The sequence below is a fragment of the Sphingobacterium cellulitidis genome, assembly GCF_043187465.1.
In the GTDB taxonomy this organism is placed as follows: domain Bacteria; phylum Bacteroidota; class Bacteroidia; order Sphingobacteriales; family Sphingobacteriaceae; genus Sphingobacterium; species Sphingobacterium cellulitidis.
The window spans coordinates 1,102,919-1,127,586 of record NZ_CP171136.1; the positions used below are offsets into that span (position 1 = coordinate 1,102,919).

Sequence of the window (24,668 nt, forward strand, 5' to 3'; positions counted from 1 at the left end):
AAATTTTAAAAATTATGCCACGTTCGGTTAACGCAGTTGCTTCTAGAAGAAGAAGAAAAAGAATCCTTAAATTAGCTAAAGGCTATTACGGATCTCGTAGCAAAGTATATACTATTGCTAAAAATACAGTAGAAAAAGGTTTACAGTACGCTTACCGCGACCGTAAAACCAAAAAACGCGAGTTTAGAGCTTTATGGATCCAACGTATCAACGCTGGAGCTCGTCAACACGGAATTTCTTATTCTCAGTTGATTGGTAAATTAAACGCTAAAAACATCGGCCTAAACCGTAAGGTATTAGCTGACTTAGCTTTAAACAATCCAGATGCTTTCAAAGCAGTTGTAGACGCAGTAAAATAAGTTTAAACCGCATCATTTTGTTAGATATTCAAAGCCATTCCTTTTAGGGATGGCTTTTGTTGTTTATAAGATATACCTTATTCCGGGCTGCCCAATCCTAATTCATCTCCCTTTTCCAAACTGACCTTCTTCAATTCCAAGAGACTTGTTAATAGGACTACCAATGTTAATGCGATCAGGAATATAATTATCTCCTTTTGTATTGATAATTTTAATGTATTGATATAAATACCAAAGATAACTCCGGATACCGCTCCTAGACTGAAACTCCTTTTTGTGGATTTTATTTCAATGTTATTCACCTGTTTACACTTGGGACAGGTAATAGATTTTTTGTTGAAAATTATTTTTAGAAACAGATTGCTGGATAAATCTTTGTCGCAATAACAACAATTTCGGTTATAAGAATTGGTTTTCATACGTTTAAGTTAACAATAATTGCCTGGAAAAAAAAACAACCGTGACCTGGGCGGATCACGGTTGAGAAATTAAAGTGTTTGTATGAATGTAAGCGATAGTTGATTCAGTACCTGTGGAATCCTATAAGTAGGGTGTGCAACAAAATATAAATTGTAATTGCTTTTTCATTTAGCTGTGTATTTAAAAAAATAGATTGTTTTTGTAGATGTTTTAGTAGTGATTTAATGTTCTTACAATATGTTAAAAACTGTTTCAAAAGTAGATGAATAATATTAAATTATTATTAACTCATCGTTTTTGTTTTGTTAAAATATGGCGAATTAGCCAATATTTTAATCATTTTATTTAAAAATAACATTAAATCATGAGCTTGTTATGATTTGTGAAAATAAAAAAAAGATTTTTAAACTAAATATTTAAAAATCTTTTTTCTTCAAAAGTATAGTTAGGGGTAGCTTTATGCTAAAATGATTTTGATACCGAGGTCTTCGATAGCTTTGACGATGTTTGGGGACACCTTATTGTCAGTAATAATGTAATTTACGTCAATAAGTTCGCAGATTTTTCCGAGACCTCTTTTTCCGAATTTACTGCTATCTGCCAGGATAGCGATTTTTTGAGAGGTTTCGATCATTTTTTGATTGAGGGTTGCTTCGGGGAGATTGCTGATTGAGATTCCAAATTCGAGGTCAATACCGTCAGCGCCAAGGAATAAGATTCCACAGCTTATCTCATCAAGGATGCGGATGGCATATTGTCCCGCAACAGATGATGAATTGGATCGGATAAGACCACCGAGTTGTAAAACTTCAATATTTGGTTTGCCACTGAGCTCCAAACCTACTTTTAACGCTGGGGTAATGACCGTTAACATATGCGTAGATTCGATGTTTTTAGCTAAAGTAAAAACCGTTGTGCCCGAACCGATCATAATTGAATCATTGTCTTTGATTAATTTAATTGCGGCTTGAGCAATACGTTGTTTTTCTTCGCTGTTGATGGATTCCTTAACCACGATCGGTCGATCAATGGCGTAGGGGTTGCTATTCGAGGCCCCTCCTTTAATTCTGAATAGCAGGTTTTTGTCTTCTAATACCTTCAGGTCCTTGCGGATTGTTACACTGGAAACTTTCATGGTTTCACAAAGCCAGTCAATCGTAATTTTTCCTTTTTCCTTTAAGCTTTTTAGAATGAATTCGTGTCTGTCCGTGATATTCATCATAATTCATTTAAATAAGTTAATATAAAAGCAAATATAGTTAGGTTTTTCGGACTTGCCTATTCTTTTTTTTTATTTAAAAATATTTCTTTTTTATTCATTTGTTTCTGCATTTGAATTTATTACAGAGAATAATTTATAACAGAATCCATCTTTTGTCGAAATTCACTTTACCCACCTAATTAAATCCAGGAGATGGCTTTCACAATATCAAAATGGTCTAGCCCAGATTCTTACTGGTGATTTTAATGTTGACCCCGATATTATCAAGGGTAGTAGAAGGGTTTGCTTACAAGTATTCATTATTTTTTGAATGCCTTTTAGGGCGCCAATAATCAACAAGTTTAGTTAAGGAAAAAAGGATAGAATAAAATTTGCTCTTTTTTAGCTATAAAAGGTTTAATTATGTTAAAAATTGTTTATTTTTATTTTTATAATCTGTTGAACCTAAATAAACCTTAACAAAATTAAATGACACAGACGAATTCAATTGAAAAGCTAGGGATACCTAGTAATTTAAAATGGGGCTACCTAGGCATTCTTATTTTCATGATGGGTGACGGCGTAGAGCAGGGTTGGTTGAGTCCATACCTGATTGATCACGGAATGAGTATGGAGCAATCCGCTGCGCTTTTCACGGTATATGGAATCACAATCGCTATTTCATCATGGTTTTCAGGCGTATTAGCCGAAAGCTATGGTCCGCGGAAATCCATGTTTATGGGTTTGATCCTGTACCTGATTGGGACCATTGGTTTTGTGTCGATGGGAATGGCCAAATTGGATTACAATGCCATGCTTTTATTTTATGCAATACGTGGTTTTGGTTATCCCTTATTCGCCTATTCCTTTATGGTCTGGATAAACTACCGCAGTCCAAAACAGATGTTAGGTCGTGCTGTAGGATGGTTCTGGTTTGTATTCACGGGTGGTTTGAATGTTCTTGGGGCTTACTATTCAAGTTGGGCCTTAGAACGAATTGGATATGAGAACACGTTGTGGTCTTCGATTATTTGGGTGCTGATCGGGGCATTTTTTGCGCTGGTGTTGAATCGTGACAAATTTGAAACGAAGGCTTCCAAAGGATCAAAAGGACAGGAATTATTAAACGGTCTTACCATTGTGAAAAAGGAACCGAAAGTATTGATTGGCGGTATAGTACGGGTCATCAATACAACTGCCCAATTTGCCTTTCCAGTTTTCTTGCCTATGTATATGGCAGAGCATGGATTCAATACCAAGGAATGGTTACAGATCTGGGGGACGATTTTCACGAGTAACATAGCCTTTAATTTAATATTTGGATTTGTTGGAGACCGATTAGGTTGGCAGCGCACCATTATGTGGTTTGGTGGTGTAGGCTGTGCGATTACTACGGTCTTATTTTATTACTCGCCGGTATGGTTCGGAGGAGCCTATTGGGCAGTAATGGCAGCAGGTATAGCTTGGGGAGGGCTATTGGCCGGTTATGTTCCTTTGTCCGCATTGGTTCCTTCCTTGGTGAAGGAGGATAAAGGAGCAGCCATGGCTATCCTCAACCTGGGTGCTGGTCTGCCGGTATTTGTGGGACCTGCCATCGTAGGATTGCTCATCGGGACCATTGGAAGTGAAGGGGTGATTTGGGTATTGGCTGGATTATATGTGATCAGCGCAATATTAACCAAGTTTATTACGATTCCTGATGCGACTAAGGAATTGAAACAAGAATTAAAAGTCGAATAGAATTGAGTATAGAATAAAATTGAATTTACAACCTATGAAAGTATTGTTAACTGCGCCTTATGAGAACGAAAAAGCATTGAATGAGTTAAAAGGCCTTTTTGATGAAGTCATTTATCGTTCTTGGAAACCTCATGGGCGTGCCTATAATCCGGCTGAATTAAATGCATTACTGAAAGAAACAGGAGTTGATGCCTTGATTTCGGAGCATGATGAAATTACGGAGGAAGTATTACGTGAGAATCCACATTTGAAATTTGTGGGAATCTGCCGCGGTACTCCATCAAATATTGATTTGAAGGTAGCAACCGAATTGGGAATTCCAGTTTTCAATACTCCAGCAAGAAATGCACAAGCCGTTGCGGAGATGTTTATCGCCAATGTGATCACCTTAATGCGGAATACCCTACCAGCCATTAATTGGTTGGAAGGTAAAAATTGGGGCGAAGGTGCACATACTTCATATTTGGAATTTAAAGGGAATGAATTGGCAGGTAAGCGAGTGGGAATGGTTGGTTTTGGTGCTGTTGGTCAGCATATAGCAAGAATGTTGCAAAACTTTCCATGTGAAATTTATTACTTCGACCCATATTATACTGATCCGAACACTGACTATAAAAAAGTTGAATTGGAAGAGTTGTTTTCAAGCTGCGATGTGGTTGGGATACATCTTCCCGTTACTCCGGAAACTACCGGCATGATCGACAAGAAATATCTATCGCTGTTGAACAAGGATTCCGTTTTTGTGAATACTGCGCGTGCTACAGTAGTAAACCGTGAGGATTTATTAGCAGTGATTGAATCAGGACAAATCCGAGGTGCAGTGTTAGATGTGTTCTACAATGAACCACCGGATGAGATTGACTATAAGATGATCTTAAACAAGAATGTTATTGCAACGCCGCATATCGCTGGCGCAACCCATGAAGTGGAAGACCATCATGCATTTATCATGAACAATAATTTGCAAGAATATTTTCACAAGGGTAATAAATCTATTAAACAACTTGTTAATAAAGCTGTAATAGGGAAAACATCAATTAGCTAATCATGGCAAAAAAAGAAGCTTATTTAATCGTTGATATTGGTACTGGGAATGCTCGGGTAGCTGTTTGTGCTACAGATGGCGAGATCTTGAGTATCAAAAGGGAGAATGTTCATTATGAATCGGATTTGAAATATGATGATTCTATCTATTTCAATCCAGAGGAATTATGGACCCAGATATTAAAGCTATCTAAAGAAGCCTTGGCGGAATCGGGAGAGGTTCAGATCAATGCAATCATTGCAACCAGCCAAAGGGAGGGAATAGTGGTCGTGGATGCCGCAGGAAAATCCTTGTTGGGCATGCCTAATATAGACCACCGAGGCCGTAAATGGGAAAGAGATCTGAAGGATAAAGATTTGGTTTATAACCTATCTGGTCGTTATCCGACTTCATTATTTTCAGCTTTCAAGCTGGTAGGCGTTAGGGAGGTGTATCCTGAACTGTTTGAACAGATTGCCTCTGTAATGAGTATCAGTGATTGGATTCAATTTCAATTCTCAGGAATCCATGGTTATGAACATTCACAGGCTTCAGAAACCTTATTATATGATGTTGAGCAGAAATCGTGGTCAGCTGCCTTATTGGAACAATTTCAATTGCCAGCGAGTATCCTGCCGGAAGTCAAAGATTCAGGATCCATTCTTGGAAAGGTTAAGACAGAAGTAGCTGAATTATTTGGGATCAATCCGGATGCGGTAGTGGTTGTTGGAGGTGGAGATACGCAATTAGCGATTCGCAGTATGGAGCCATCGGCAAACGATGTGGTTATTGTTTCGGGTACGACTACACCGATAATAAAAATCGTCAATTCCTATGAAAAAGATACAGAACAGCGCACTTGGACCAGCCGTCATATCGATGCGAATAATTTTATTCTAGAGGCTAATGCAGGGGTAACTGGATTAAACTATCAACGCTTGAAGGAGATATTTTATCCTAATGAAGGTTATGATGTTATAGAGAAGGAGCTGGAGGATGCGACATATTCTCAATGTGTGGCTTCTTTGGGGTCCTTGATTGCTGATGAAGAAGAACCATTGACCAAAGGCGGTTTTATCTTCAATGCACCGGTATCTCATCAACTAACTCGTGGGAGCTTTGTCTTTGCGATTTTATGGGATATTGCTTGCAGTATTTATGAGAATTATAAGTTTTTGAGCGCAGTCTCTCCGCATCAGGAATCCTATATATGGGCCTGTGGGGGTGGAGTAGAAAGTAGGAAACTACGTCAATTTATTGCCAACCTATTTGGAAAGAGCATCAAAATCAGAGATACCTTCCGCCAGGCTTCGGTATTGGGCGGCGTGTTCCTATGCAACGATGCATTGGGAGTAAAGAATGTTAGTCCGGAGTTATTGGGAGAAATTCATCCCAAAGACCATGAGGAGTTTGAAAAGCTATATCAAGAGTGGAGAAACGCTCGTAAAACATTTAAACAGGTCATTTCGTAAATGAGTAAATATTTTTTTGGATTGGATGTCGGGACTCAAGGCGCTCGAGTAGTACTAGTGGATGAGAAGGGTGAATTAATCGCATCCGATTCCCGAAAATTCCAGTTAACAGATACCTTCCGTGAAGAACAATCCCCAGCCATCTGGTGGAAGGATTGTGAGGAAATGCTGAGTGCTTTAATCCATAATCTTCCGGAGGAAATAAATAAACAAGATATCCTGGCAATCTCCGTGACTTCCACCTCTGGGACTGTCATACCCATGGATTCGCAGAATAATCCTTTACATGATGCCATCATGTATAGTGACCCTCGTTCTGCAGATCAAGGAAGACGCATTAAAGCCATTGCTGAACAGCATGTTCCAAATGGATATACTGGTTTTAATGCATCCAGTGGAATCAGTAAAATGCTATGGTTTATCGAAACTTTTCCTGAAAAGGTAAAGGACCTTGCCTTATGGATCCATGCTTCTGACTACTTGGTTGGTCAATTGTCTGGAAATTTCAAAAGCACGGATTATACCAATGTATTGAAATCAGCTTTCGACCTCGAGAAATTAGTATGGCCAGCCTTTGTAAGTGAAGAAATTGGGATTCAAAAATCTTGGCTTCAATCGGTGGTTCCATCAGGAACCGTTGTCGGGAATTTATTGCCCGCATTAGCCAAATCGTGGGGAATACCAGAGATTCAGGTCGTAGTTGGAATGACTGATGGCTGTGCTACGCAAATGGCATCAGGTGCTGTAAAACCGGGAACTTGGAACACTACTATCGGCACGACCTTAGTGATTAAAGGAGTGACTAAATCCAATGTGGTTGATCCATTAGGCAGGTTGTATAGTCATCGCCATCCGGAGGGTTATTGGATGCCCGGCGGAGCAAGTAATACAGGTGCGGACTGGATTTCATTGCAATTTTCAGAAGGATTGGAAGAATTGAATCAGAAGGCTGAGCAATTAATACCGACAGGCGAATTGGCATGGCCATTATTGCAAGAAGGCGAGCGATATCCAATTATGGCACCTCAAGCAAAAGGGTTTACAACTGAAGGATTAGAGCGTGAAAAAGTATTCGCGGCAAACCTGGAAGGTGTGGCATTCATTGAAAAATTGGCCTATGAAATTATTGAGGATTTATCATGCGAAAAAGTAGATGCCATTTACTCTGCTGGTGGTGGAAGCAATAGTGATGTCTGGTTAAAAATTAGAGCTTCGGTGATGAAAGTGCCAATCTACAAATGTAAAGAAGCGAGTGGGGCATTTGGTGCAGCCATCATGGCGGCTTCCAATACCTATTATCATTCGCTTAGGGAGGCCTCCGAAAAAATGACGGCCATAGAAAAGGTGGTCCATGCAGACCCAAAACTGATTGAATCCTATCAATTACAATACGAGAATTTTAAACAGAAGCTTAAAGATTTAAACTATTTATAGATGATTACAATTTGTCTATTGAGGCATGGAGAAACAGCCTATAATGCCGACGGAAATAAGTACTGTGGAAGAACAGATATCCCATTGACCGAAAAAGGATTATCACAGGCAAAAAGAATGCAGGAGTTGTTGAAAGATGTGACTTTTGACCAGATCTTTTGTTCGCCACTTCAACGTGCTAGGAATACTGCTGAAATTGCTTCAGGAACTCCTGAAAAGGTGCAAGTGGATGAACGGTTGATTGAAGTAGACTTTGGACAGTGGGAAGGAAAGCGTTCTGAAGATTTCATCGCCGAAGACCCGAATTCTTGGTATAATTGGTTATCCGACCCAGGGAGTTTTGAAGCAGGAAGAACCGGTGAAAATGCAATTCAGGTCATCAACAGATTGGATAATTTCTATTCGGAACTACTTGATAAATACGATGGACAAACCATTTTGGTCGTTGGGCATAATGGTGTAAATAGATTCTTTATGGCTCATCAACTGGGCATGCCTTTGAAGAATTATCGAAGAATTGTTCAGGAGAACTCCGCCTTGACAATGGTAACCTTGGATAAACATAATGGTTTTAATTTGTTAAAACTGAATGCTTAATTTTAGATCTTGAAAAACAACCTATGAAGAAGACCTATATCGCTTTATTTACTTTAATGGCTTTGATGCAGGGCCTGCCAGCATCTGCTCAGAAATTGCATAAACTCAATTTTAAAAAGGTTGAGGACATGTATGCATATTTTAAATATGCGGAAGGCAAGAAGATTATCTCAGGCCATCGTGGTACTATTGAAGAACAAATGCCAGAAAATTCCATTCCATCAATGGAAGCGGTATTGAAACATACCTCGGCTATCTTTGAGATCGATCCTCGACTAACTAAGGATGGAGTGCCTGTCATGGTTCATGATGCTACCTTGGATCGCACAACCACTGGAACAGGGAAGGTGAGTGACTTTACCTGGAAGGAACTTCAGAAATTGAATTTAAAGGATCATAAAGGGAATACAACGAAGTATAAGATCAATACCTTGGAGGAGATGATCAAGTGGGCAAAGGGTAAGACTGTTTTAAACCTGGATAAGAAAGACCTTCCTATGGAAATGACGGCTGAGATTATCCGGAAGCATAATGCCTATGCTTGGGTTTGGGTAACTGTACACAATGTGGAGCAGGCGAAGTTTTATTTGGATAAAAATCCAAAGCAATACTTGTCGATGCATATTAAAACGAAAGCGGATTTAGAGACCTTTAAAGCATCAGGCTTGCCTTATGATCGTATGATTGTATATATCGGTCCGGAAATTAAGGCTTCAAACCAAGAGATGTATAGCTTTTTCAAAGAAAAAGGGGTGTTATGTATGATTTCTTCGGCTCCAACATATGATAAGTTGCCAACTGTAGAAGAGCGTGCTGAAAAATATAGGGCTGTTTTTGCAGATGGAGCAACTGTATTGGAATCAGATTTGCCGATAGAGGTCAGTAGAGCTATTGAATAACCCAAGGTTAATTAAGTTTATAGAATAAGGAAGCCATCACTGGTTTCCTTTTTTGTTTTTTAATAATTATTGAGGGTGACGAAAGTTGTTTTGATTTAAGTTGTTGTTTATCAGTTGTTAATAATTTTTGTTTGCCTGATAAAGCGGCTTTAATAATCAGTATCTTCGTTTTCTGATTATTAACACATGAGAAAACTAATTATTCTAACCGTACTCCTACTATTGGTTGGTAGCACTGTTTTATGGGCCCAATCGGCAGTAAATATTAGCAAGTCCAATCTTCCAACTTGGTTGAGAGCAAGCAAAATGAAGCCCCAATCCGTTGATTTGAATGAAATCAGTATGGGGTATTATTTTGAATTGATTGAAAGCCAATATAATCTGCAAAACAAGACTCTTTTCAATAGAACCATCAAAGTCGTTACTGAGGATGCAGGAGCGGAAAATGCAGGACAGGCGAGTGTCAGCTTTGACCCCAGTTATCAAAAATTGGTTATCCATGAGTTAAAAATTATCAGAAATGGTGAAGTTTTCAATCGCTTGGATCTTTCCAAATTCAAGACCGTAGCAGTTGAAACTGAACTTTCCAGGATGATTTACAATGGCACATACTCCGCTGTAGCTGTTTTGGATGATATCAGGAAAGATGATAAGATTGTATTTTCGTATTCTCTAGTCGGTTTCAATCCGGTATTTGAAGGGAAATTTGCCAATACTTTTTATTTAGAAGGATCAGAGCCCAATGGGCTAGTGCATCTGGTTTATATTGTTCCAGAAGGACGTATATTAAACATCCGGAAACATTATAATGCACCAGCAGAGAAACGTGAGGTCATTGGGAATTTGACCTATTATTATTGGGAACAACCCATGATGGCAAATGAACAAATCGGAATATATGCCCCAAGTTGGTATGATAATACTGCCCGTGTGGAGGTTTCTGAATTTTCTACCTGGCGACAAGTAGCGGATTGGGGTAAAAGGATCAATCCGATTCCTGATGTAAAAGCCGGCACTGCCCTCGATAAAGAGATTCAAAAATTCTGGAAGGAAGCAGATGGAGACAGTTTGAAATTTTTTCAGAAAAGTCTAGATTTCGTTCAGAATTCTATCCGTTATATGGGCATTGAAATGGGAGAGCATTCCCATCGAGCCCATCTCCCTGAAAAGGTATTCAACCAACGGTATGGAGATTGTAAGGATAAATCTCTTTTATTGGCGTCCATGCTTAAGCGTAAAGGCATTAGTTCATCTCTGATCTTTGCAAATACCTATCAAAACAAGGAATTAGACAAGGTGCAACCAAGTCCATTTGCCTTTAATCATGTGGTCTTGGCAGCTGTAATCGATGGTCGTATGATTGCTGTCGATCCAACGATTAGTAACCAAGGGGGAAGCATCCTGAATCGATATTTTCCTTATTATGGGAAAGTATTGTTTCTTGAAAATGGCAACAAACTTTCCGAAGTAAGTAAACCCATTTCAAAGCATGGTTCCTTTATAAATATCGAAGAAGTAATCCAGATCTTGGATGATGGCAAGGCAAACCTTAAGGTAAAGACCATTTACTATGAACAGGAGGCTGATGGAATAAGAAACCAACTTAAAAGTACTTCAAAAAAACAGTTGCAGAAGGATTATGAAGATTATTATCAACGGATTTATAACAAAGCCAGGAATGTTAGTCCCTTGACCATTGATGATGATTTGGAAAATAATATTTTGATCATCAAAGAAGAATATCTTTTGGAGGCATATATCATCGAAGAGGATGAGCAAAAGGCAGCTCCAATATATGGCAAATACATTTATGATCGTCTTCCAAAAGTACAAGAAGGCGTCATACAACCAATTGCTATTGATTTTCCCTTTGATGTCCATCATGAAATCAAGATTGTCAATAAGGACAATAAAGCCGTGGGCTTTTTTCAGTCGGAAGAAAAGGTTATAGAACGTGATGCATATTGGTATTCAAGAGTTGAATATCCGGATAAGGATACCCTCAAGATTACCTTCAATTTTCGTAACAATGATTCCTTTATTCCAATGGACCAGGCTCAACAATACCTAGAGGATCATAAGGTAATGGGAGAAGGATTGGGATATAGCTATTTTATTAATAATGATGGATATCTAACGATTGGGTCTTTTAACACCCCTAAAATCCCCAAAATGAATTATGGAGCCCTCCTTGTCTTTTTCATCATCGTCATTGCAACACTGATCTTTTTATTTAAGACTCATTATAAAACAAAACCGACTGGAATTATCAACCTGGATCATGAATATCGTCGAAATAGTATTGGGGGATGGTTAATTGTATTGTTAATTAGGATTGTCATTACAACATTTGCAATAGTCCTCATGTTATTTGTTGCAGAAAACTCAGTTAGTGATAGCTTATGGTCAATGCTAGATAAGGTCGGTCATGCCTATGGCTATTTGCTTCTCTTTAATATAGTCTATTTAGTGTTTCAGGCTGCTTATTTAGCTTTTACTATCTATTCTTGTGTATTGTTGTTAGAACGGAGAGATATATTTCCTCAGACCTATTTTTTCGTGAATTTGGGTGGTTTGGTGCTTCTGATTCTAGCTAATATGGGATATACAATTATTTATCCTGATGGTCTAGCATGGGGTTTTATGAATCCAGCAGACTTTTGGTCTATTTTAATAATTATAGCATGGGCCATTTATCTACGGGTTTCCAAAAGGGTGAAAGAAACTTTTACTGTACCATACAATAAGGAAAATTATTACTATTCAGTAGGAGACGATTCATCAAATACGGACTCCTCTAATGGACCTGAGAATCCACCCATGGAAAACTATGGTCCACATCCAATGAATGAGTGAAATAGGGATGATTAAAAAGGTTTATAGGGACTTGAAATTATTGGAATATGTGATGGGCGTATGAGATACGCCCATATAAAACTAGATATATTTTTGTGCAATTTCCCAGTAACTTTGGGCCATCTCATATCTATCTTAAAGATTACTTTCTTTTTTCAATTTTCTTCTGGTAGTAACAGGTTTAGCTAATTGTTTAGCTTCATATTGTCTTTCCAGATATTTGATAATTTCGCCGGCAATATCCTTTCCCGTTGCTTGTTCGATACCTTCTAATCCAGGAGAAGAATTGACTTCCAGAATAAGAGGACCTCTGGCTGAAGGCAACATATCGACACCTGCAACTGTTAATCCCATAGCTCTGGCAGCAGCAATCGCAGTTTCTCTTTCTGTTCTGGTTAATTTAACAACCTCAGCTGTACCACCACGGTGGAGATTAGAGCGGAATTCTCCTTCTTTAGCAGTTCTTTTCATTGCGCCAACAACTTTTCCATCAACCACAAAAGCACGGATGTCAGTACCTTTGGCTTCTTTGATATATTCTTGGATCAAGATGTTATTTCCTAAACCATAGAACGCTTCAATAACGGAAGAAGCAGCTTTCTTGGTTTCTGCTAATACGACTCCGATTCCTTGGGTTCCTTCCAATAGTTTGATCACCAAAGGAGCTCCACCTACCATAGATATCAAATCATCCACATTGGATGCGGTTCTTGCGAATCCTGTAATAGGTAAACCAAGACCAGCACCTGATAGGATTTGCATACATCTCAGCTTGTCTCTGGATCTGGTGATGGCTTGTGAGGGATTGGCCGAAATAACGCCCATAACCTCAAATTGCCGTACAATAGCAGATCCATAAAAAGTAACTGATGAACCAATCCTAGGGATAATGGCATCAACCTCTGCAATATCTTGACCTTTATAATGAATGGAGGGTTTTGCTTGCTGAATGCCTACATAGCATTTGCTATGATCGATCACTTCGCATTCGTGACCTCTATTAATGGCAGATTCTACTAGTCTACGAGTAGAATATAATGACTTATTCGTCGATAAAACGGCTATTTTCACAATTCTTTATTTGTTAAACAGATAAACGATGTTCCGTGTTCTATATGATATTAGTTGCTAGATTTTTTTTAGATACATCTACCAAGAATTTCCCTGTAATAAAATTACGTCCCAATAACATGGGGTAGGACATTGCTGATCGATTTCGAAAGGACAATTTGATATCATATAGCTGGTTGAACATGCGGATCTTGGTCAAAAAGATATAGCGTATCTCCGATTGTCCAAAAGAGCTTTTGACTGTTCTTTCACGGTGAACCGGGAAAGTCAGTTTCAAGGTCTTTTCGCTGTTTTCATCAGGTCTGATATAGGCGGTAATATATAAGTGGCCGGATTTTTTGACCACTTCCATTTCTTCACAGTGTAGAACGGATGTTTCCGCGCCGGTATCTATCTTTGCATGGATATTGTAAAGACCAAGTTCCGGAAGATCGATAACTTCTGTTCTGCCAATGGTTTTCTTACCTTTCACAGCCAAATCTATTCGTATACAAATTCTCCAAATGCTGAACGGATGGTCACCTGTTTCTTCTCTGAAGATTCTACACGTCCAATAATCTGGGCAGGAATTCCAAATGACTCTGAAATCTGAATAATATCAGCCGCAATTTCTTCTGCAACATATAATTCCATGCGGTGTCCCATATTAAATACCTTGTACATCTCTTGCCACTCTGTATTGGATTCTTTTTGAATCAATTCAAATAATGGAGGGATTGGAAAAAGATTATCCTTGATCACATGTACATGGTCTACAAAATGCAATACTTTAGTTTGTGCACCTCCTGAACAGTGAACCATACCATCAATTTGGCTACGGTATTTGTCCAGAATTTGCTTGATAACAGGTGCATAGGTACGAGTAGGAGACAATACTAACTTTCCTGCTGTCACTTCTTCACCTGTTTCGGTTTTAATTTGATCCGTTAATGCTTTTCCACCTGCAAATACCAAATCATATGGCACCGCTGGGTCAAAGCTCTCTGGATATTTCTCTGCAATATACTTGCTGAAAACGTCATGACGTGCTGAAGTTAACCCATTGGATCCCATTCCGCCATTGTACTCTTTCTCATAGCTTGCTTTTCCGTATGATGCAAGTCCGACAATCACATTTCCACCCTTGATTTTGTGATTGGAAATCACATCTTCACGTTTCATTCTACAAGTTACGGTACTATCTACGATAATGGTTCTCACCAAGTCACCAACATCAGCAGTTTCACCACCAGTTGAATAAATACCGATACCCAATTCTCTTAGTTCAGCAAGAATTTCTTCAGTTCCATTAATGATTTCAGCAATAACTTCTCCAGGAATCAGGTTTTTGTTTCTACCAATGGTAGATGAAAGAATAATATTATCAATAGCTCCAACACACAATAGGTCATCCAGGTTCATGATGATCGCGTCTTGCGCGATACCACGCCATACCGATGCATCTCCAGTTTCTTTCCAATATACATACGCTAAAGAAGATTTTGTTCCGGCACCATCAGCATGCATAATGTTGCAATATTGCTCATCACCTGCTAAAATATCCGGTACTATCTTACAGAAAGCTTTCGGAAATAATCCTTTATCAATGTTTTTGATTGCGTTGTGTACATCCTCTTTCCCTGCGGATACACCTCGTTGGTTGTATTTTAAATCTGACATCGTGCTGCAAAAATAAACAAACCTCTCGATTATTGCGAAAATATTTCGTTTAGAGAGGTTTGTCTTTGAATATATTACTTAAGATAACCCCATTCATGAGTTATCTTAAGTAATATCCTTTATATAAGTCTTTGTGATTGCTTATTCAGAAATGCCTTTAGGATTAAAACCATTGTCCTTGACCTTGATCAATTGACTGAATAAACGTTTCATATTGCTGTCGGTACGTGTATCCTCCTTCAAGTATTTTTCGTTTTCCTTGTCAGTAGCAATGATATTGAAGAGTTTATCGTCGAAATAATAATATCTGGCTTCACCAGCTTTTTTGGTCTGCTTCATATCAAATTTAGGGTCAATGATATGGGTGTTGTAATTATAGATTTGCTCATATACAAAAGATAGTTTGTTATCCTTTAAATACATGTCTTGTAATAAATAACCCCCTTCACCATAGTTTCTGACCTTGATTAATTCAAGATTGTTGTTTTTAAAGAAATAGGTGGCAACACCGCCTTCTGTAGACTCGTGAATTTGTGCGGAGTCTATTTTATCCCACTCTTTAATGCCATTGATTCTCTCAAAGTTCTCTCGAACGATTAGGGTAGAATCTGTGCTTTGAACATTCGCACTACTGTCCGTTATTGGACTTTCCTGATTGCTGCTTGTATTGGCTTGATTAGTACCTTGATTTTTATTTCCTTGGCAAGCACTGAGAGCAAGGATGGTCGCTACGGAATATATTGTTAGGTATTTCATATGTTTTTATTAATAGTTTGGTAGGGAGGGTGCAAAAATAATTCCAAGGAATTAAGAATAAACAAAAAGCCCATTGTAAATTTTTACAATGGGCTTTATTTGATAGCCGAGGCTAATATTTTTATTAATGTTTGAAGTGACGAACACCAGTTGTAACCATGGCTACAGCTTTTTCATTCGCCATATCAATTGATAATTGATCTTTAATGGATCCTCCTGGTTGCAAAACTGCCGAAACACCAGCATCACCAGCGATTTCAACACAATCAGGGAATGGGAAGAAAGCATCAGATGCCATCACCGAACCCTTGATGTCAAAACCGAAGGATTGTGCTTTCTCGATTGCTTGTTTCAAAGCATCAACACGTGATGTTTGACCAACACCTGAAGCGATTAATGTACCATCTTTTGCAAATACAATCGTATTTGATTTAGTATGTTTTACAATTTTGTTAGCAAAATAAAGGTCTTTTAATTGCTCTTCTGTAGGTTTTACTTCCGTTACAGCGGTCATTAATTCAGGACCTTCAACAGTATTGTCTTTGTCTTGTTGAATTACACCGTTCAATAAAGTTTTGAACTGTTGAGCAGGTAATTTAACATCTTTACGACGAAGGATAATACGGTTTTTCTTAGCAGTAAGGATTTGTAAAGCTTCTTCAGTGTATGAAGGAGCGATTAAAACCTCAAAGAATAAGTTGTTGATTTCTTCAGCAGTAGCTTTATCAACTTCACCGTTTGTGATCAATACACCACCGAAAGCAGAAACAGGATCACAAGCTAATGCTGCTTCCCAAGCTGCTTTGATAGTAGGGCGTGAAGCCACTCCACAAGCGTTGGTATGTTTTAAGATCGCAAATGTTGGCTCATTAAACTCATCAATAATGGCAACAGCTGCATCTACGTCCACTAAATTGTTGTAAGAAAGTTCTTTACCATTTAATTTATCAAACATAGCATCCAGGTTTCCGTAGAAAACACCTTTTTGATGTGGGTTTTCTCCGTAACGCAATACTTGAGCATTTTGTTCAGACTGTTTGAAAACGTCTAATGGTTCTTCCTGATTAAAATAGTTGAAAATTGCAGTATCGTAATGCGAAGAAGTATTGAAAGCGCGTTTTGCGAATGATTTACGTTGTTCTAAAGAAGTAGCACCTTCTTGAGCTGCTAATATTTCTTCAAGTTCTTTGTAATCGTTTTTCGAAGAGATAATTACAACATCATTGAAGTTTTTCGCTGCTGCACGGATTAAAGAGATACCGCCGATATCGATTTTTTCAATAATATCTTGCTCTGAAGCACCAGAAGCTACAGTTTCTTCAAATGGGTAAAGATCTACAATTACTAAATCGATCTCTGGAATTTGGTATTCCTCCAATTGTTTCTTGTCGTCATCCAAAGGACGGCGAGACAAAATTCCTCCGAATACTTTTGGATGTAAAGTCTTTACGCGGCCACCTAAAATTGATGGGTAACCAGTTAAATCTTCAACACGCTCAACAGGGATATCTAAATCACGGATAAATGACTCAGTTCCACCAGTGGAATAAAATGTAACTCCGTATTTGTTTAGTAGTTGAATTAGAGGTGCAAGGTTATCTTTGTAATAAACTGAAACCAATGCATTTTTAATCTTAACAGGATGATTCATTGTGCTTTGTTTGGAGCCGCAAAGATAAAAATTTAAAATCTATTTTTCTCAATTTTGTTACCTAATTATAACTATGCGGTTAAACAATCTTTAATAATTAGTATATTGGAGTACCCAATTTAAAAACAAGACTTAAACATGAGAAAAAACATCCTCCTATTGTTAGCCGTATCGATGGGCCTTTGCAGCAGTCAATTAAGTGCTCAAGAAAATATAGGCGCCAAAGAAATAAAAACGGCTTCCCCGATTGTTTCCGCAGACAATTCCGTATCATTCAACCTCGTAGCACCAAAGGCAAATTCTGTTTATTTAACCGGAAATTGGATGAAGCAGACCTCTCAAGCTGCACCGCAAGTTGAAATGAAAAAAGATGCTTCAGGCCTGTGGTCCGTGAGTCAGAATAACATCGGCTCTGATTTATACCTCTATAATTTTATTATAGATGGAGTTCGTATCAATGACCCCTTGAATGTTTACCAAGTAAGGGATGTAAGCAATGTATTCAATTACTTTATTACAAATGGAGGTAATGCAGAATACTATAAAACTAAGGCAGTTCCTCATGGATCCATGATTAAACAATGGTATCCATCTGCCATTAATAATGCGGAACGCCGAATGACAGTCTATACTCCTCCAGGTTATGAGAAGTCCAAGGAAAAGTTTCCAGTCCTTTATTTATTACATGGAATGGGGGGAGATGAGGATGCTTGGCCAACCTTAGGCAGGGTTTCACAGATCATGGATAACTTAATATCTGAAGGTAAAGTAAAACCCATGATTGTGGTTATGCCAAATGGACATACCAGTAATTCAGCGGCTCCAGGTAATTCGGAAAAAGGTGAGTATAAAATTGAGTTTTTTACTCCTGATGTAGGGTCAGGTGATATGGAGACCAACTTTGCTGAAGTGATCAATTTCGTTGAGAAGAACTACCGGGTTAAAAAGAATAAAGCCAATAGAGCGATTGCAGGATTGTCCATGGGTGGATCTCATTCTCTATTTATCTCCAGTTATTATCCAAATACCTTTGATTATGTGGGATTGTTTTCTGCAGCTTATAGAATTAATGATAAGATAAAAAGAGATGTCTATGATAATTTTGAACAAAATCTATTGACACAAAATAAAAATGGCTACAAGTTATATTGGATAGGAATGGGGAAGGAGGACTTTTTATATGAAACTGGTGTTGATTTCCGAAAAAAACTTGATAGCATCAAAATGGAATATGTGTATCACGAATCAGAAGGTGGACATACCTGGTCAAATTGGAGAGATTACTTAGTGGAATTTACAAGTCATCTTTTCAAACCAGTAGGTAAATAAAAAATACAAAGGCCGAAGTTAGCTTCGGCCTTTGCTTATATAATCGATAGTTATATTAATTATATTTTTTTAAAAGGTTTTCAATGACCTTAGGATAGTGCGTGTGTTCCAGTTGTTGACCATTGAATTTAAGGATTTCTAAAGTATCTCCTGGATCTACTCTGAACCTTGCCTGATGGATGATTTCACCCTCATCAAAATTCTCGTTGACAAAATGAATGGTAATACCATGCTCATCTTCTCCTGCTTCCAATACTGCTTTATGGACACGGTCACCATACATGCCTTTGCCACCAAATTTTGGTAATAAGGCAGGGTGTATATTAATAATTTTATTAGGAAAACTTTTTAACAAGTTTTCAGGAACTAACCATAGGAAGCCAGCTAAAACAACTAAATCAATTTCAAGTCTTTTTAATAGGTCAACGATTTCATCAGTTTGATAGAAATCATGTTTATCAAATACGTGAGTAGGGATTTCAAAGTTGTCTGCACGTTGTAAAACATATGCATCTGGATTATTACTTAAAACTAAGGCAACTTCAGCGCTGTCAGAATATTTGAAATGCTCCATGATTTTTTGGGCATTTGATCCGGAACCTGAAGCAAAAATAGCAATACGCTTTTTCACAGTGTGTTATCGTTTGAGATATTTAAATAATTATTTGACAAATATAGCTGATTTTTTGCAATAAAGGCCTAATTTGCTGCAACATTGAGGCAAATTTGTTAGATTTAGGATCATTTAGCTTAATTTTTCAGTTATGATGAATTTTATCTTTACCCTGTTTTTAGTATTTGCATCTGTTGGTTTCGCCATCGCCCAGATCCCCGAGAAAATTCCTGCTTTCTCTAAGTTTATTGACATGAATACTGGCGCTATATTCACCTCTGATTCATTGAACACTCAACATACTCAAGTTTTTATATTATTCGATCCAGGTTGTGGGCATTGTCAAGAGTTAGGACAAGGTATTGGAAAGTCATTGGGCAAGATTCGGGAGGATGTGGACTTCTATTTTATCTCTATGCAAGAGAAGCCATTGGTGGATGGTTTCATCAATATGTTCGCAAAACCGTTAAAATCTGATAAGCGGGTTAAATTTATTTACGATCCTGAGGGAGAATTTATCCTAAAATTCAATCCAAAGAATTTTCCATCCAGCTATATTTATGAAGCTAAATCTCTACAAATAATCAAACAATTTGACGGCGAAAATAAGGCCGAAAAACTCCTATTATACCTTGAAAAACAGGACTAGAACTATCAAAAAGTTAAACTTTTCAGAAATTACTTTTTATTATTAAAATTTTCTTAATAAAACAAATTGATATTATTTATTTAATTGTTTTCATATATTTACATCGTTAAAAGTTTTAAAGGAAAAAACTATTCTTGATTGGTAGTAAAATTTGATATCTAGCATTGAGATTATTGTTTTTTTTAAATGAAATTTATGTAGGGTAATGAAATGTGCGAATAATGAATACCTAAAAAGAAAAACTAGGATCCATCTTTTAGAGATCATTTGGAGCAAAACTATTGATAATATTACTAACTAGGAATCGTTAAACTGTTGGGAATGAGTTGTTTTTAGTTTCCTGCAGGATAGTACAAGTTCAATCGGCGATTTAAGTAAGAAAATATTTTCAAGCTGCATTAAACATTTTCAAAAAAATACTGTCTTTGCGAGTATCAACCAACCAAGAATAGAATATTGTAAGGGCCAATTAAATTACAATTTGGTTGATGTATTTATTTATTTATGATTAACATTTATAAGGAATTAAATTACCGTGATAAAGAATCTTTTATTGCGGTGGAGTCTTTAATTAATTCACTTGACCTGGGACCTCAAAAGAAATTGGTTTCTAACCAGTTTCCTGATTGGGTGTATATTGTCAAAGATTATATTAAAGACCATTGGAACAAGCAGATCTCTTTGGATGAATTATCCAAGCTTTGCTCAGTACATAAAGTAACAATATCGAAATATTTCGAAAAATATGCTGGGAGTACAGTACTGCTGTACCAGAGGAAGATACGAATGATTCGAGCATTGGAACTCATGTATATTAGCGGTTATTCGCTAACTGAGATAGCTTTTTTGTGTGGGTTTTCAGATCAAAGTCATTTCACGAGGTACTTTCGTCAAATGATTGGATTCTTGCCTAAAGAGCTTCAGAAGAACTGACGCTAATTTCGTTCTATTTTAAATTTTAAGCATAGGTTTATTTTGTAATAAGCGGATATAAAACAATTGTTTAACATGAAAATATTACAGGGTAATCGCCTTCCAAAACCAAACGGACATTATAGTACAGCTATTGTGTCAAATCATCTATTATTTGTTTCTGGTCAACTACCAATTTCAGCTGACGGAAAACTTTACGAAGATGAAGACTTTGAAAGTCAGTTTACTGTAGTATTTCAGAATATTGAAAATATCCTATTAGCCTCTTCAAGTAGTTTGCACAAAATTGTGAAGGTGACAGCCTATCTAAGTGATGTTAAATTTTGTCCCCAATTTAACGCCTTATTTGCAGACTTTATTGGAAAGCATAAACCAGCGAGAACTGTCATTACAGTTCCTGAATTGCGACATGGATTTAAAATTGAAGTAGATCTAATAGCAGAAGTTTAACAGTATGCACACATTTTATTAAACCCGCATATTCCTTTTCATTCTATATATTGAGTTTAGAAACGATTATTAATTAGATAATCATTTCTTTAATAAAAGTTTCTAACTCAATGTCGATTGAAATAGCGATTGGTTTTTAATTCTTACTTGGAATTACATCAAGAAATCTATTCACTAAACAGAATTGATTCAAAGACACAAATTTTAATGAGAACTAAACAACAAGTAAGGGGAGGATTCGAAAGAATCCTCCCCTTTATTTTTTATCGTTTTCTAAGCTATTATTCAGCTTGTCTTAAATAAAATAGACTATTTGGTTGATAAAACTTTCTCAAGTAATTCAATTCCTATTTCTCCCAAACCATTGCTGGAATTGGATAATAGAATAACTACGGAGTGTTCATCTGGAACAAAGCCTACAAATGAATTGGATCCCGCTGTAGCACCCGTATGATGGTAATAAATCACCCCATCCAACATATTCATATGCCATCCTAAACCGATATCTCCATTCGGAGGTACTAAGAAAGTAAACTGTTTGGTCAGATTCATCGCCTTTTGAACCTCTGTCTCCGGATAAGTCAACTGTGCAAGAGTATAGCGTAGAAGGTCGTTAAGACTTGATTTTAATGAACCAGCTGCTGACATGGATTGAAAGTTCCAAAATGGAACTTGTTGGCCTTTATCATCAAATGGAGGTGCAATATTTTTATCCTTTGGATTTATTTTATCCGAAGTGTTTGTCATCTCCAATGGTGTAAGGATCATTTCCTTGACCATCGTCATGTAAGGTTTCTTGCTAATTGTAGATAGTAAATCTCCCAACAATCCAAATCCAAGATTGCTGTATTCATATTCCAATCCTGCTTCCTTGCTCGCCTTGTAGTCCTTTAAATAAGAGTATAAAGCTTTTTTATCATAAACAGCATAGGGGTCACTATCTGAATACTTCGGAACCTTATTCCAATTGCTGGCCAACCTAGGGAGTCCTGAAGTGTGGTTCGCAAGCATTTTGAATGTTATTTTTTGAATGTCTGGATTCTGAGCTACCGAGTCAGGTAAATATTTAGCAATGGAGTCATCCAATGATAATATTCCTTTATTTACCATTTCAGCCAATAAGGTCGCTGTAAAAGTTTTAGTTACTGAACCAATCTCATAAATGGTATTTGCATCAGGCAGGCTATTATTTCCAGGGGTCGTTTCTCCGTAAAAGAAGGTGTTGATTTTATTCTGGTGTATTATTGCAACCGACAAGGAATGTGCATTTCCATTTTTAGCATATTTCCGTGCTACTGAATCCACATACAAATCCAAAGGGCTTTTTGCTTCTACATTAGAGATGATTTCCTCTTTCTGTGGAACAGCCTTGGCTTCATAAGGCTTTATCTGAAAGCCATTATAATGCATGGTAGAATCAATAGATAATAACATGCTAAAAGTCGTCTGTTCAAGTTCTACTTTGTAAGTTGCAATTCCCTTGCTGAAAGCTTCCTTGGTAACATTTTTAATTTTCCCAAGTGTATATAGGTTCTCCAGCAAGCTTTTCATCTTGTCAAGGCTGATCCCCTCTTTAAATGAATCACTCGCTAAGTTGTAGATGGAATCCGTTTGTTGCGAATTGTAAAAATACTCAATACGATTAAAAACCGCCCTATTGTTGTTTTCATCAATAGTTTGGGCTTTTGCAAACCCAGAGGATGTTAATAAAAGGATAATGAGGAAGTTGAATGCTTTTTTACTCATGCCCAAAAATACAAAACAAATTATAAACCTATAACTTGTTTTAAGCGTGCATATCCAGATTTACTAATATTTACCTTCTCACCAGTTAATAAAGTGGCTATATAACTATCCTTTTCCATCGGTTCAATCTTCTGCAATTGGTCCACTTTAACAATAAAGGAGCGGTGAACACGAACGTATTGTTTTCCATCCAATTGTTTTTCAAATGAGCTCATAGTTTTATTTTTTAGAAACATGCCATCAGGAGTATGAATCTTTACATAATCATCATAGGCCTCTAAAAAATTAATCTGTTGAACTGGAATAATCTTGATTTGGTTTCCTGTTTTTACCACAATACGCTCCAATGAACTATCTTCTTCCATAGTTTCCTGAAGTTTAGCAGAGTCTATTTTTGGAGCTTGTTGCGTCCCAAAGGAAGCCTTGAATTTATCAATAGCTTTTTGAAAACGATCCGGACGGATAGGTTTCAATAAATAATCAATCGCATTTTTTTCAAAAGCTTTTAACGCGTATTCATCAAATGCTGTCGTAAAGATAATATGAGGTTGATTATCCAATAGCTCCAACATTTCAAAACCTGTCAATTTAGGCATTTGAATATCCAGGAATACTAAATCTGGCTGGTGTTGTTGAATGGCTTTCACACCTTCAAATCCATCATTACATTCAGCCAATACTTCAAAATCAGGATGTTCTTTTAAATATTCCAGCACCATACTACGTGCCAATGGTTCGTCGTCAATAAGGATTGTCTTTATCATAATTGTGGGATTCTTAGGGTGGATATAAATGTATTTCCGTCAACCGCTGTCTGCAATAAATCAGTTCTGCCGAATAGAAGGAATAGTCTTCGCTGAATGCTGGTAAGACCAAATCCAGTTCCTTTCTTCTGTTCCGGTTGATCCATTTCAAATGGATTACTGATTTCAATGGTCAGCAGATTGTTCTCTAAATATATACGCGTTTTAATAGTTACTTGATCAGTTACATTATATAAACCGAATTTAATCGCATTTTCTACTAAGGGTTGAAGAATCATAACAGGAATTTTTGCATTAAAAACCTCCTCGTCATATTCAAACTCAGTGCTCAGCCTGTGGCCGAAACGCACTTTTTCTATATCCAAATATAGGCTTAAGTGATTGATTTCTTCTTCAACACTTGTAAATTGTTTCTCATCCTTGCGCATGGTTCCGCGCAAAAAATCTGATAATTGAAAAACCATATTCCGCGCTTCAGTAGGTTTGCTACCAATCAGGGCGATGATGGAGTTCAAGCTATTGAATAAAAAGTGAGGTTGTAATTGCTGTCTTAAATTATATAATTCGGCATCACGAACCATGCGCTCACTTTCATCTTTTCTTCTCTTGTTAAAAACTAATTCTTCCTGGATGTTCCAGAAAATATTGATCGTCATTACACAGGTAATGATCAGGAAATTGATTACAAAACGAAAGGGTAGGGAAAAGTCCAGGTAAACCAGGTTGTCATCAGGAGTTACCTGAATAATCAAGATACGGATGATGAGCACACTGATTGCTGAAAAAATTGCAGCCATGGAAAACAGCTTCCAATAGTTCTTGTTGTTTGGAAGATAAAACTGCAAGGTACTGTAGATGAGGTATGAAATACCTGTCATGGTCAAGGCACCAATCACTGCGTCATAAGCTGCAGTCACTTTGGCGATATTGGACCATAGCAATAGCCCGTAAACTATAAGAAAGTATAAAACACAAATAATCCACGATGAGGCATGGATTACATAGCGTTTGGATTGTTCACTAATGGGTTTTTGCATGCCTTAAA

At 37.3% G+C, this 24,668-nt stretch carries 22 protein-coding genes; 12 read left to right on the forward strand and 10 right to left on the reverse strand.

Annotated features, from left to right (window positions below; translation table 11 throughout):
* The first annotated feature begins 14 nt into the window (after positions 1–14).
* A complete protein-coding gene (gene rplT / locus ACF3OC_RS04775; protein ID WP_093098929.1) occupies positions 15–359 on the forward strand; it encodes a 50S ribosomal protein L20 in 345 nt (114 codons plus the stop codon).
* Positions 360–1,236: 877 nt separating this feature from the next.
* Here the strand turns inward: rplT and ACF3OC_RS04780 are convergent.
* A complete protein-coding gene (locus ACF3OC_RS04780; protein WP_179221472.1) occupies positions 1,237–2,001 on the reverse strand; it encodes a DeoR/GlpR family DNA-binding transcription regulator in 765 nt (254 codons plus the stop codon).
* A gap of 468 nt (positions 2,002–2,469) precedes the next feature.
* Between ACF3OC_RS04780 and ACF3OC_RS04785 the strand changes: the two genes are divergently transcribed.
* The 7 genes from ACF3OC_RS04785 (at position 2,470) to ACF3OC_RS04815 (ending at position 12,002) form a co-directional block, all read left to right on the forward strand.
* Positions 2,470–3,720, forward strand: coding sequence for an MFS transporter (locus ACF3OC_RS04785; RefSeq protein WP_094255086.1), 1,251 nt, complete (start codon positions 2,470–2,472; stop codon positions 3,718–3,720).
* A 34-nt stretch (positions 3,721–3,754) separates the two neighbouring features.
* Positions 3,755–4,765: an NAD(P)-dependent oxidoreductase gene (locus tag ACF3OC_RS04790; RefSeq protein ID WP_392471013.1), complete on the forward strand. Its 1,011-nt coding sequence runs from the start codon at positions 3,755–3,757 to the stop codon at positions 4,763–4,765.
* Positions 4,766–4,767: 2 nt separating this feature from the next.
* Positions 4,768–6,216 (forward strand): FGGY-family carbohydrate kinase, encoded by a 1,449-nt coding sequence (locus ACF3OC_RS04795; protein WP_392471014.1) that lies wholly within the window; start codon positions 4,768–4,770, stop codon positions 6,214–6,216.
* Positions 6,217–7,650, forward strand: a complete 1,434-nt coding sequence (locus ACF3OC_RS04800) for an FGGY-family carbohydrate kinase (protein ID WP_094280875.1) — start codon at positions 6,217–6,219, stop codon at positions 7,648–7,650.
* Positions 7,651–8,247 (forward strand): histidine phosphatase family protein, encoded by a 597-nt coding sequence (locus tag ACF3OC_RS04805; RefSeq protein WP_094280876.1) that lies wholly within the window; start codon positions 7,651–7,653, stop codon positions 8,245–8,247.
* A 23-nt stretch (positions 8,248–8,270) separates the two neighbouring features.
* Positions 8,271–9,146: a glycerophosphodiester phosphodiesterase family protein gene (locus ACF3OC_RS04810; protein ID WP_094280877.1), complete on the forward strand. Its 876-nt coding sequence runs from the start codon at positions 8,271–8,273 to the stop codon at positions 9,144–9,146.
* 186 nt (positions 9,147–9,332) lie between these two features.
* Positions 9,333–12,002: a DUF3857 domain-containing protein gene (locus ACF3OC_RS04815; protein WP_094280878.1), complete on the forward strand. Its 2,670-nt coding sequence runs from the start codon at positions 9,333–9,335 to the stop codon at positions 12,000–12,002.
* A 135-nt stretch (positions 12,003–12,137) separates the two neighbouring features.
* On the opposite strand, the gene rimK is transcribed toward ACF3OC_RS04815, so the two are convergent.
* From rimK to purH, 5 genes are all read right to left on the reverse strand, one after another.
* A complete protein-coding gene (gene rimK, locus ACF3OC_RS04820; RefSeq protein ID WP_094255079.1) occupies positions 12,138–13,073 on the reverse strand; it encodes a 30S ribosomal protein S6--L-glutamate ligase in 936 nt (311 codons plus the stop codon).
* Between the two features lie 40 nt (positions 13,074–13,113).
* Positions 13,114–13,545 carry a RimK/LysX family protein gene (locus ACF3OC_RS04825; RefSeq protein WP_094280918.1) on the reverse strand — a complete coding sequence of 144 codons (432 nt, stop codon included), beginning with the start codon at positions 13,543–13,545 and terminating at the stop codon, positions 13,114–13,116.
* 8 nt (positions 13,546–13,553) lie between these two features.
* Entirely contained in the window at positions 13,554–14,732 is a 1,179-nt protein-coding gene (locus tag ACF3OC_RS04830; RefSeq protein ID WP_094280879.1) for an AIR synthase related protein, read from the reverse strand.
* 141 nt (positions 14,733–14,873) lie between these two features.
* Positions 14,874–15,488 carry a hypothetical protein gene (locus tag ACF3OC_RS04835; protein WP_094280880.1) on the reverse strand — a complete coding sequence of 205 codons (615 nt, stop codon included), beginning with the start codon at positions 15,486–15,488 and terminating at the stop codon, positions 14,874–14,876.
* Positions 15,489–15,612: 124 nt separating this feature from the next.
* Positions 15,613–17,139, reverse strand: a complete 1,527-nt coding sequence (gene purH, locus ACF3OC_RS04840) for a bifunctional phosphoribosylaminoimidazolecarboxamide formyltransferase/IMP cyclohydrolase (protein ID WP_094280881.1) — start codon at positions 17,137–17,139, stop codon at positions 15,613–15,615.
* A 138-nt stretch (positions 17,140–17,277) separates the two neighbouring features.
* Between purH and ACF3OC_RS04845 the strand changes: the two genes are divergently transcribed.
* Positions 17,278–18,468: an esterase gene (locus ACF3OC_RS04845; RefSeq protein ID WP_094280882.1), complete on the forward strand. Its 1,191-nt coding sequence runs from the start codon at positions 17,278–17,280 to the stop codon at positions 18,466–18,468.
* A gap of 55 nt (positions 18,469–18,523) precedes the next feature.
* On the opposite strand, the gene purN is transcribed toward ACF3OC_RS04845, so the two are convergent.
* The gene (gene purN / locus ACF3OC_RS04850; protein ID WP_094255074.1) at positions 18,524–19,099 is read right to left on the reverse strand and encodes a phosphoribosylglycinamide formyltransferase; all 576 of its coding nucleotides are present in this window, start codon (positions 19,097–19,099) and stop codon (positions 18,524–18,526) included.
* Positions 19,100–19,232: 133 nt separating this feature from the next.
* Here purN and ACF3OC_RS04855 point away from each other — a divergent pair, with 133 nt between their 5' ends.
* From ACF3OC_RS04855 to ACF3OC_RS04865, 3 genes are all read left to right on the forward strand, one after another.
* Entirely contained in the window at positions 19,233–19,730 is a 498-nt protein-coding gene (locus ACF3OC_RS04855; RefSeq protein ID WP_094280883.1) for a hypothetical protein, read from the forward strand.
* A 504-nt stretch (positions 19,731–20,234) separates the two neighbouring features.
* Positions 20,235–20,663, forward strand: a complete 429-nt coding sequence (locus ACF3OC_RS04860) for an AraC family transcriptional regulator (protein ID WP_094255072.1) — start codon at positions 20,235–20,237, stop codon at positions 20,661–20,663.
* Between the two features lie 75 nt (positions 20,664–20,738).
* Positions 20,739–21,113, forward strand: a complete 375-nt coding sequence (locus tag ACF3OC_RS04865; protein WP_094255071.1) for a RidA family protein — start codon at positions 20,739–20,741, stop codon at positions 21,111–21,113.
* A 309-nt stretch (positions 21,114–21,422) separates the two neighbouring features.
* Here ACF3OC_RS04865 and ACF3OC_RS04870 read toward each other — a convergent pair whose 3' ends face one another.
* From ACF3OC_RS04870 to ACF3OC_RS04880, 3 genes are read right to left on the reverse strand one after another with little or no spacing between them, the layout of a single operon-like run.
* A complete protein-coding gene (locus ACF3OC_RS04870; protein ID WP_094280884.1) occupies positions 21,423–22,859 on the reverse strand; it encodes a serine hydrolase in 1,437 nt (478 codons plus the stop codon).
* Positions 22,860–22,879: 20 nt separating this feature from the next.
* Complete coding sequence (locus tag ACF3OC_RS04875; protein WP_094255069.1) at positions 22,880–23,623, reverse strand: LytTR family DNA-binding domain-containing protein; 744 nt, start codon at positions 23,621–23,623, stop codon at positions 22,880–22,882.
* Complete coding sequence (locus ACF3OC_RS04880) at positions 23,620–24,660, reverse strand: sensor histidine kinase (RefSeq protein ID WP_094255068.1); 1,041 nt, start codon at positions 24,658–24,660, stop codon at positions 23,620–23,622. The genes ACF3OC_RS04875 and ACF3OC_RS04880 overlap by 4 nt, the downstream gene beginning before the upstream one ends.
* Positions 24,661–24,668 lie beyond the last annotated feature (8 nt).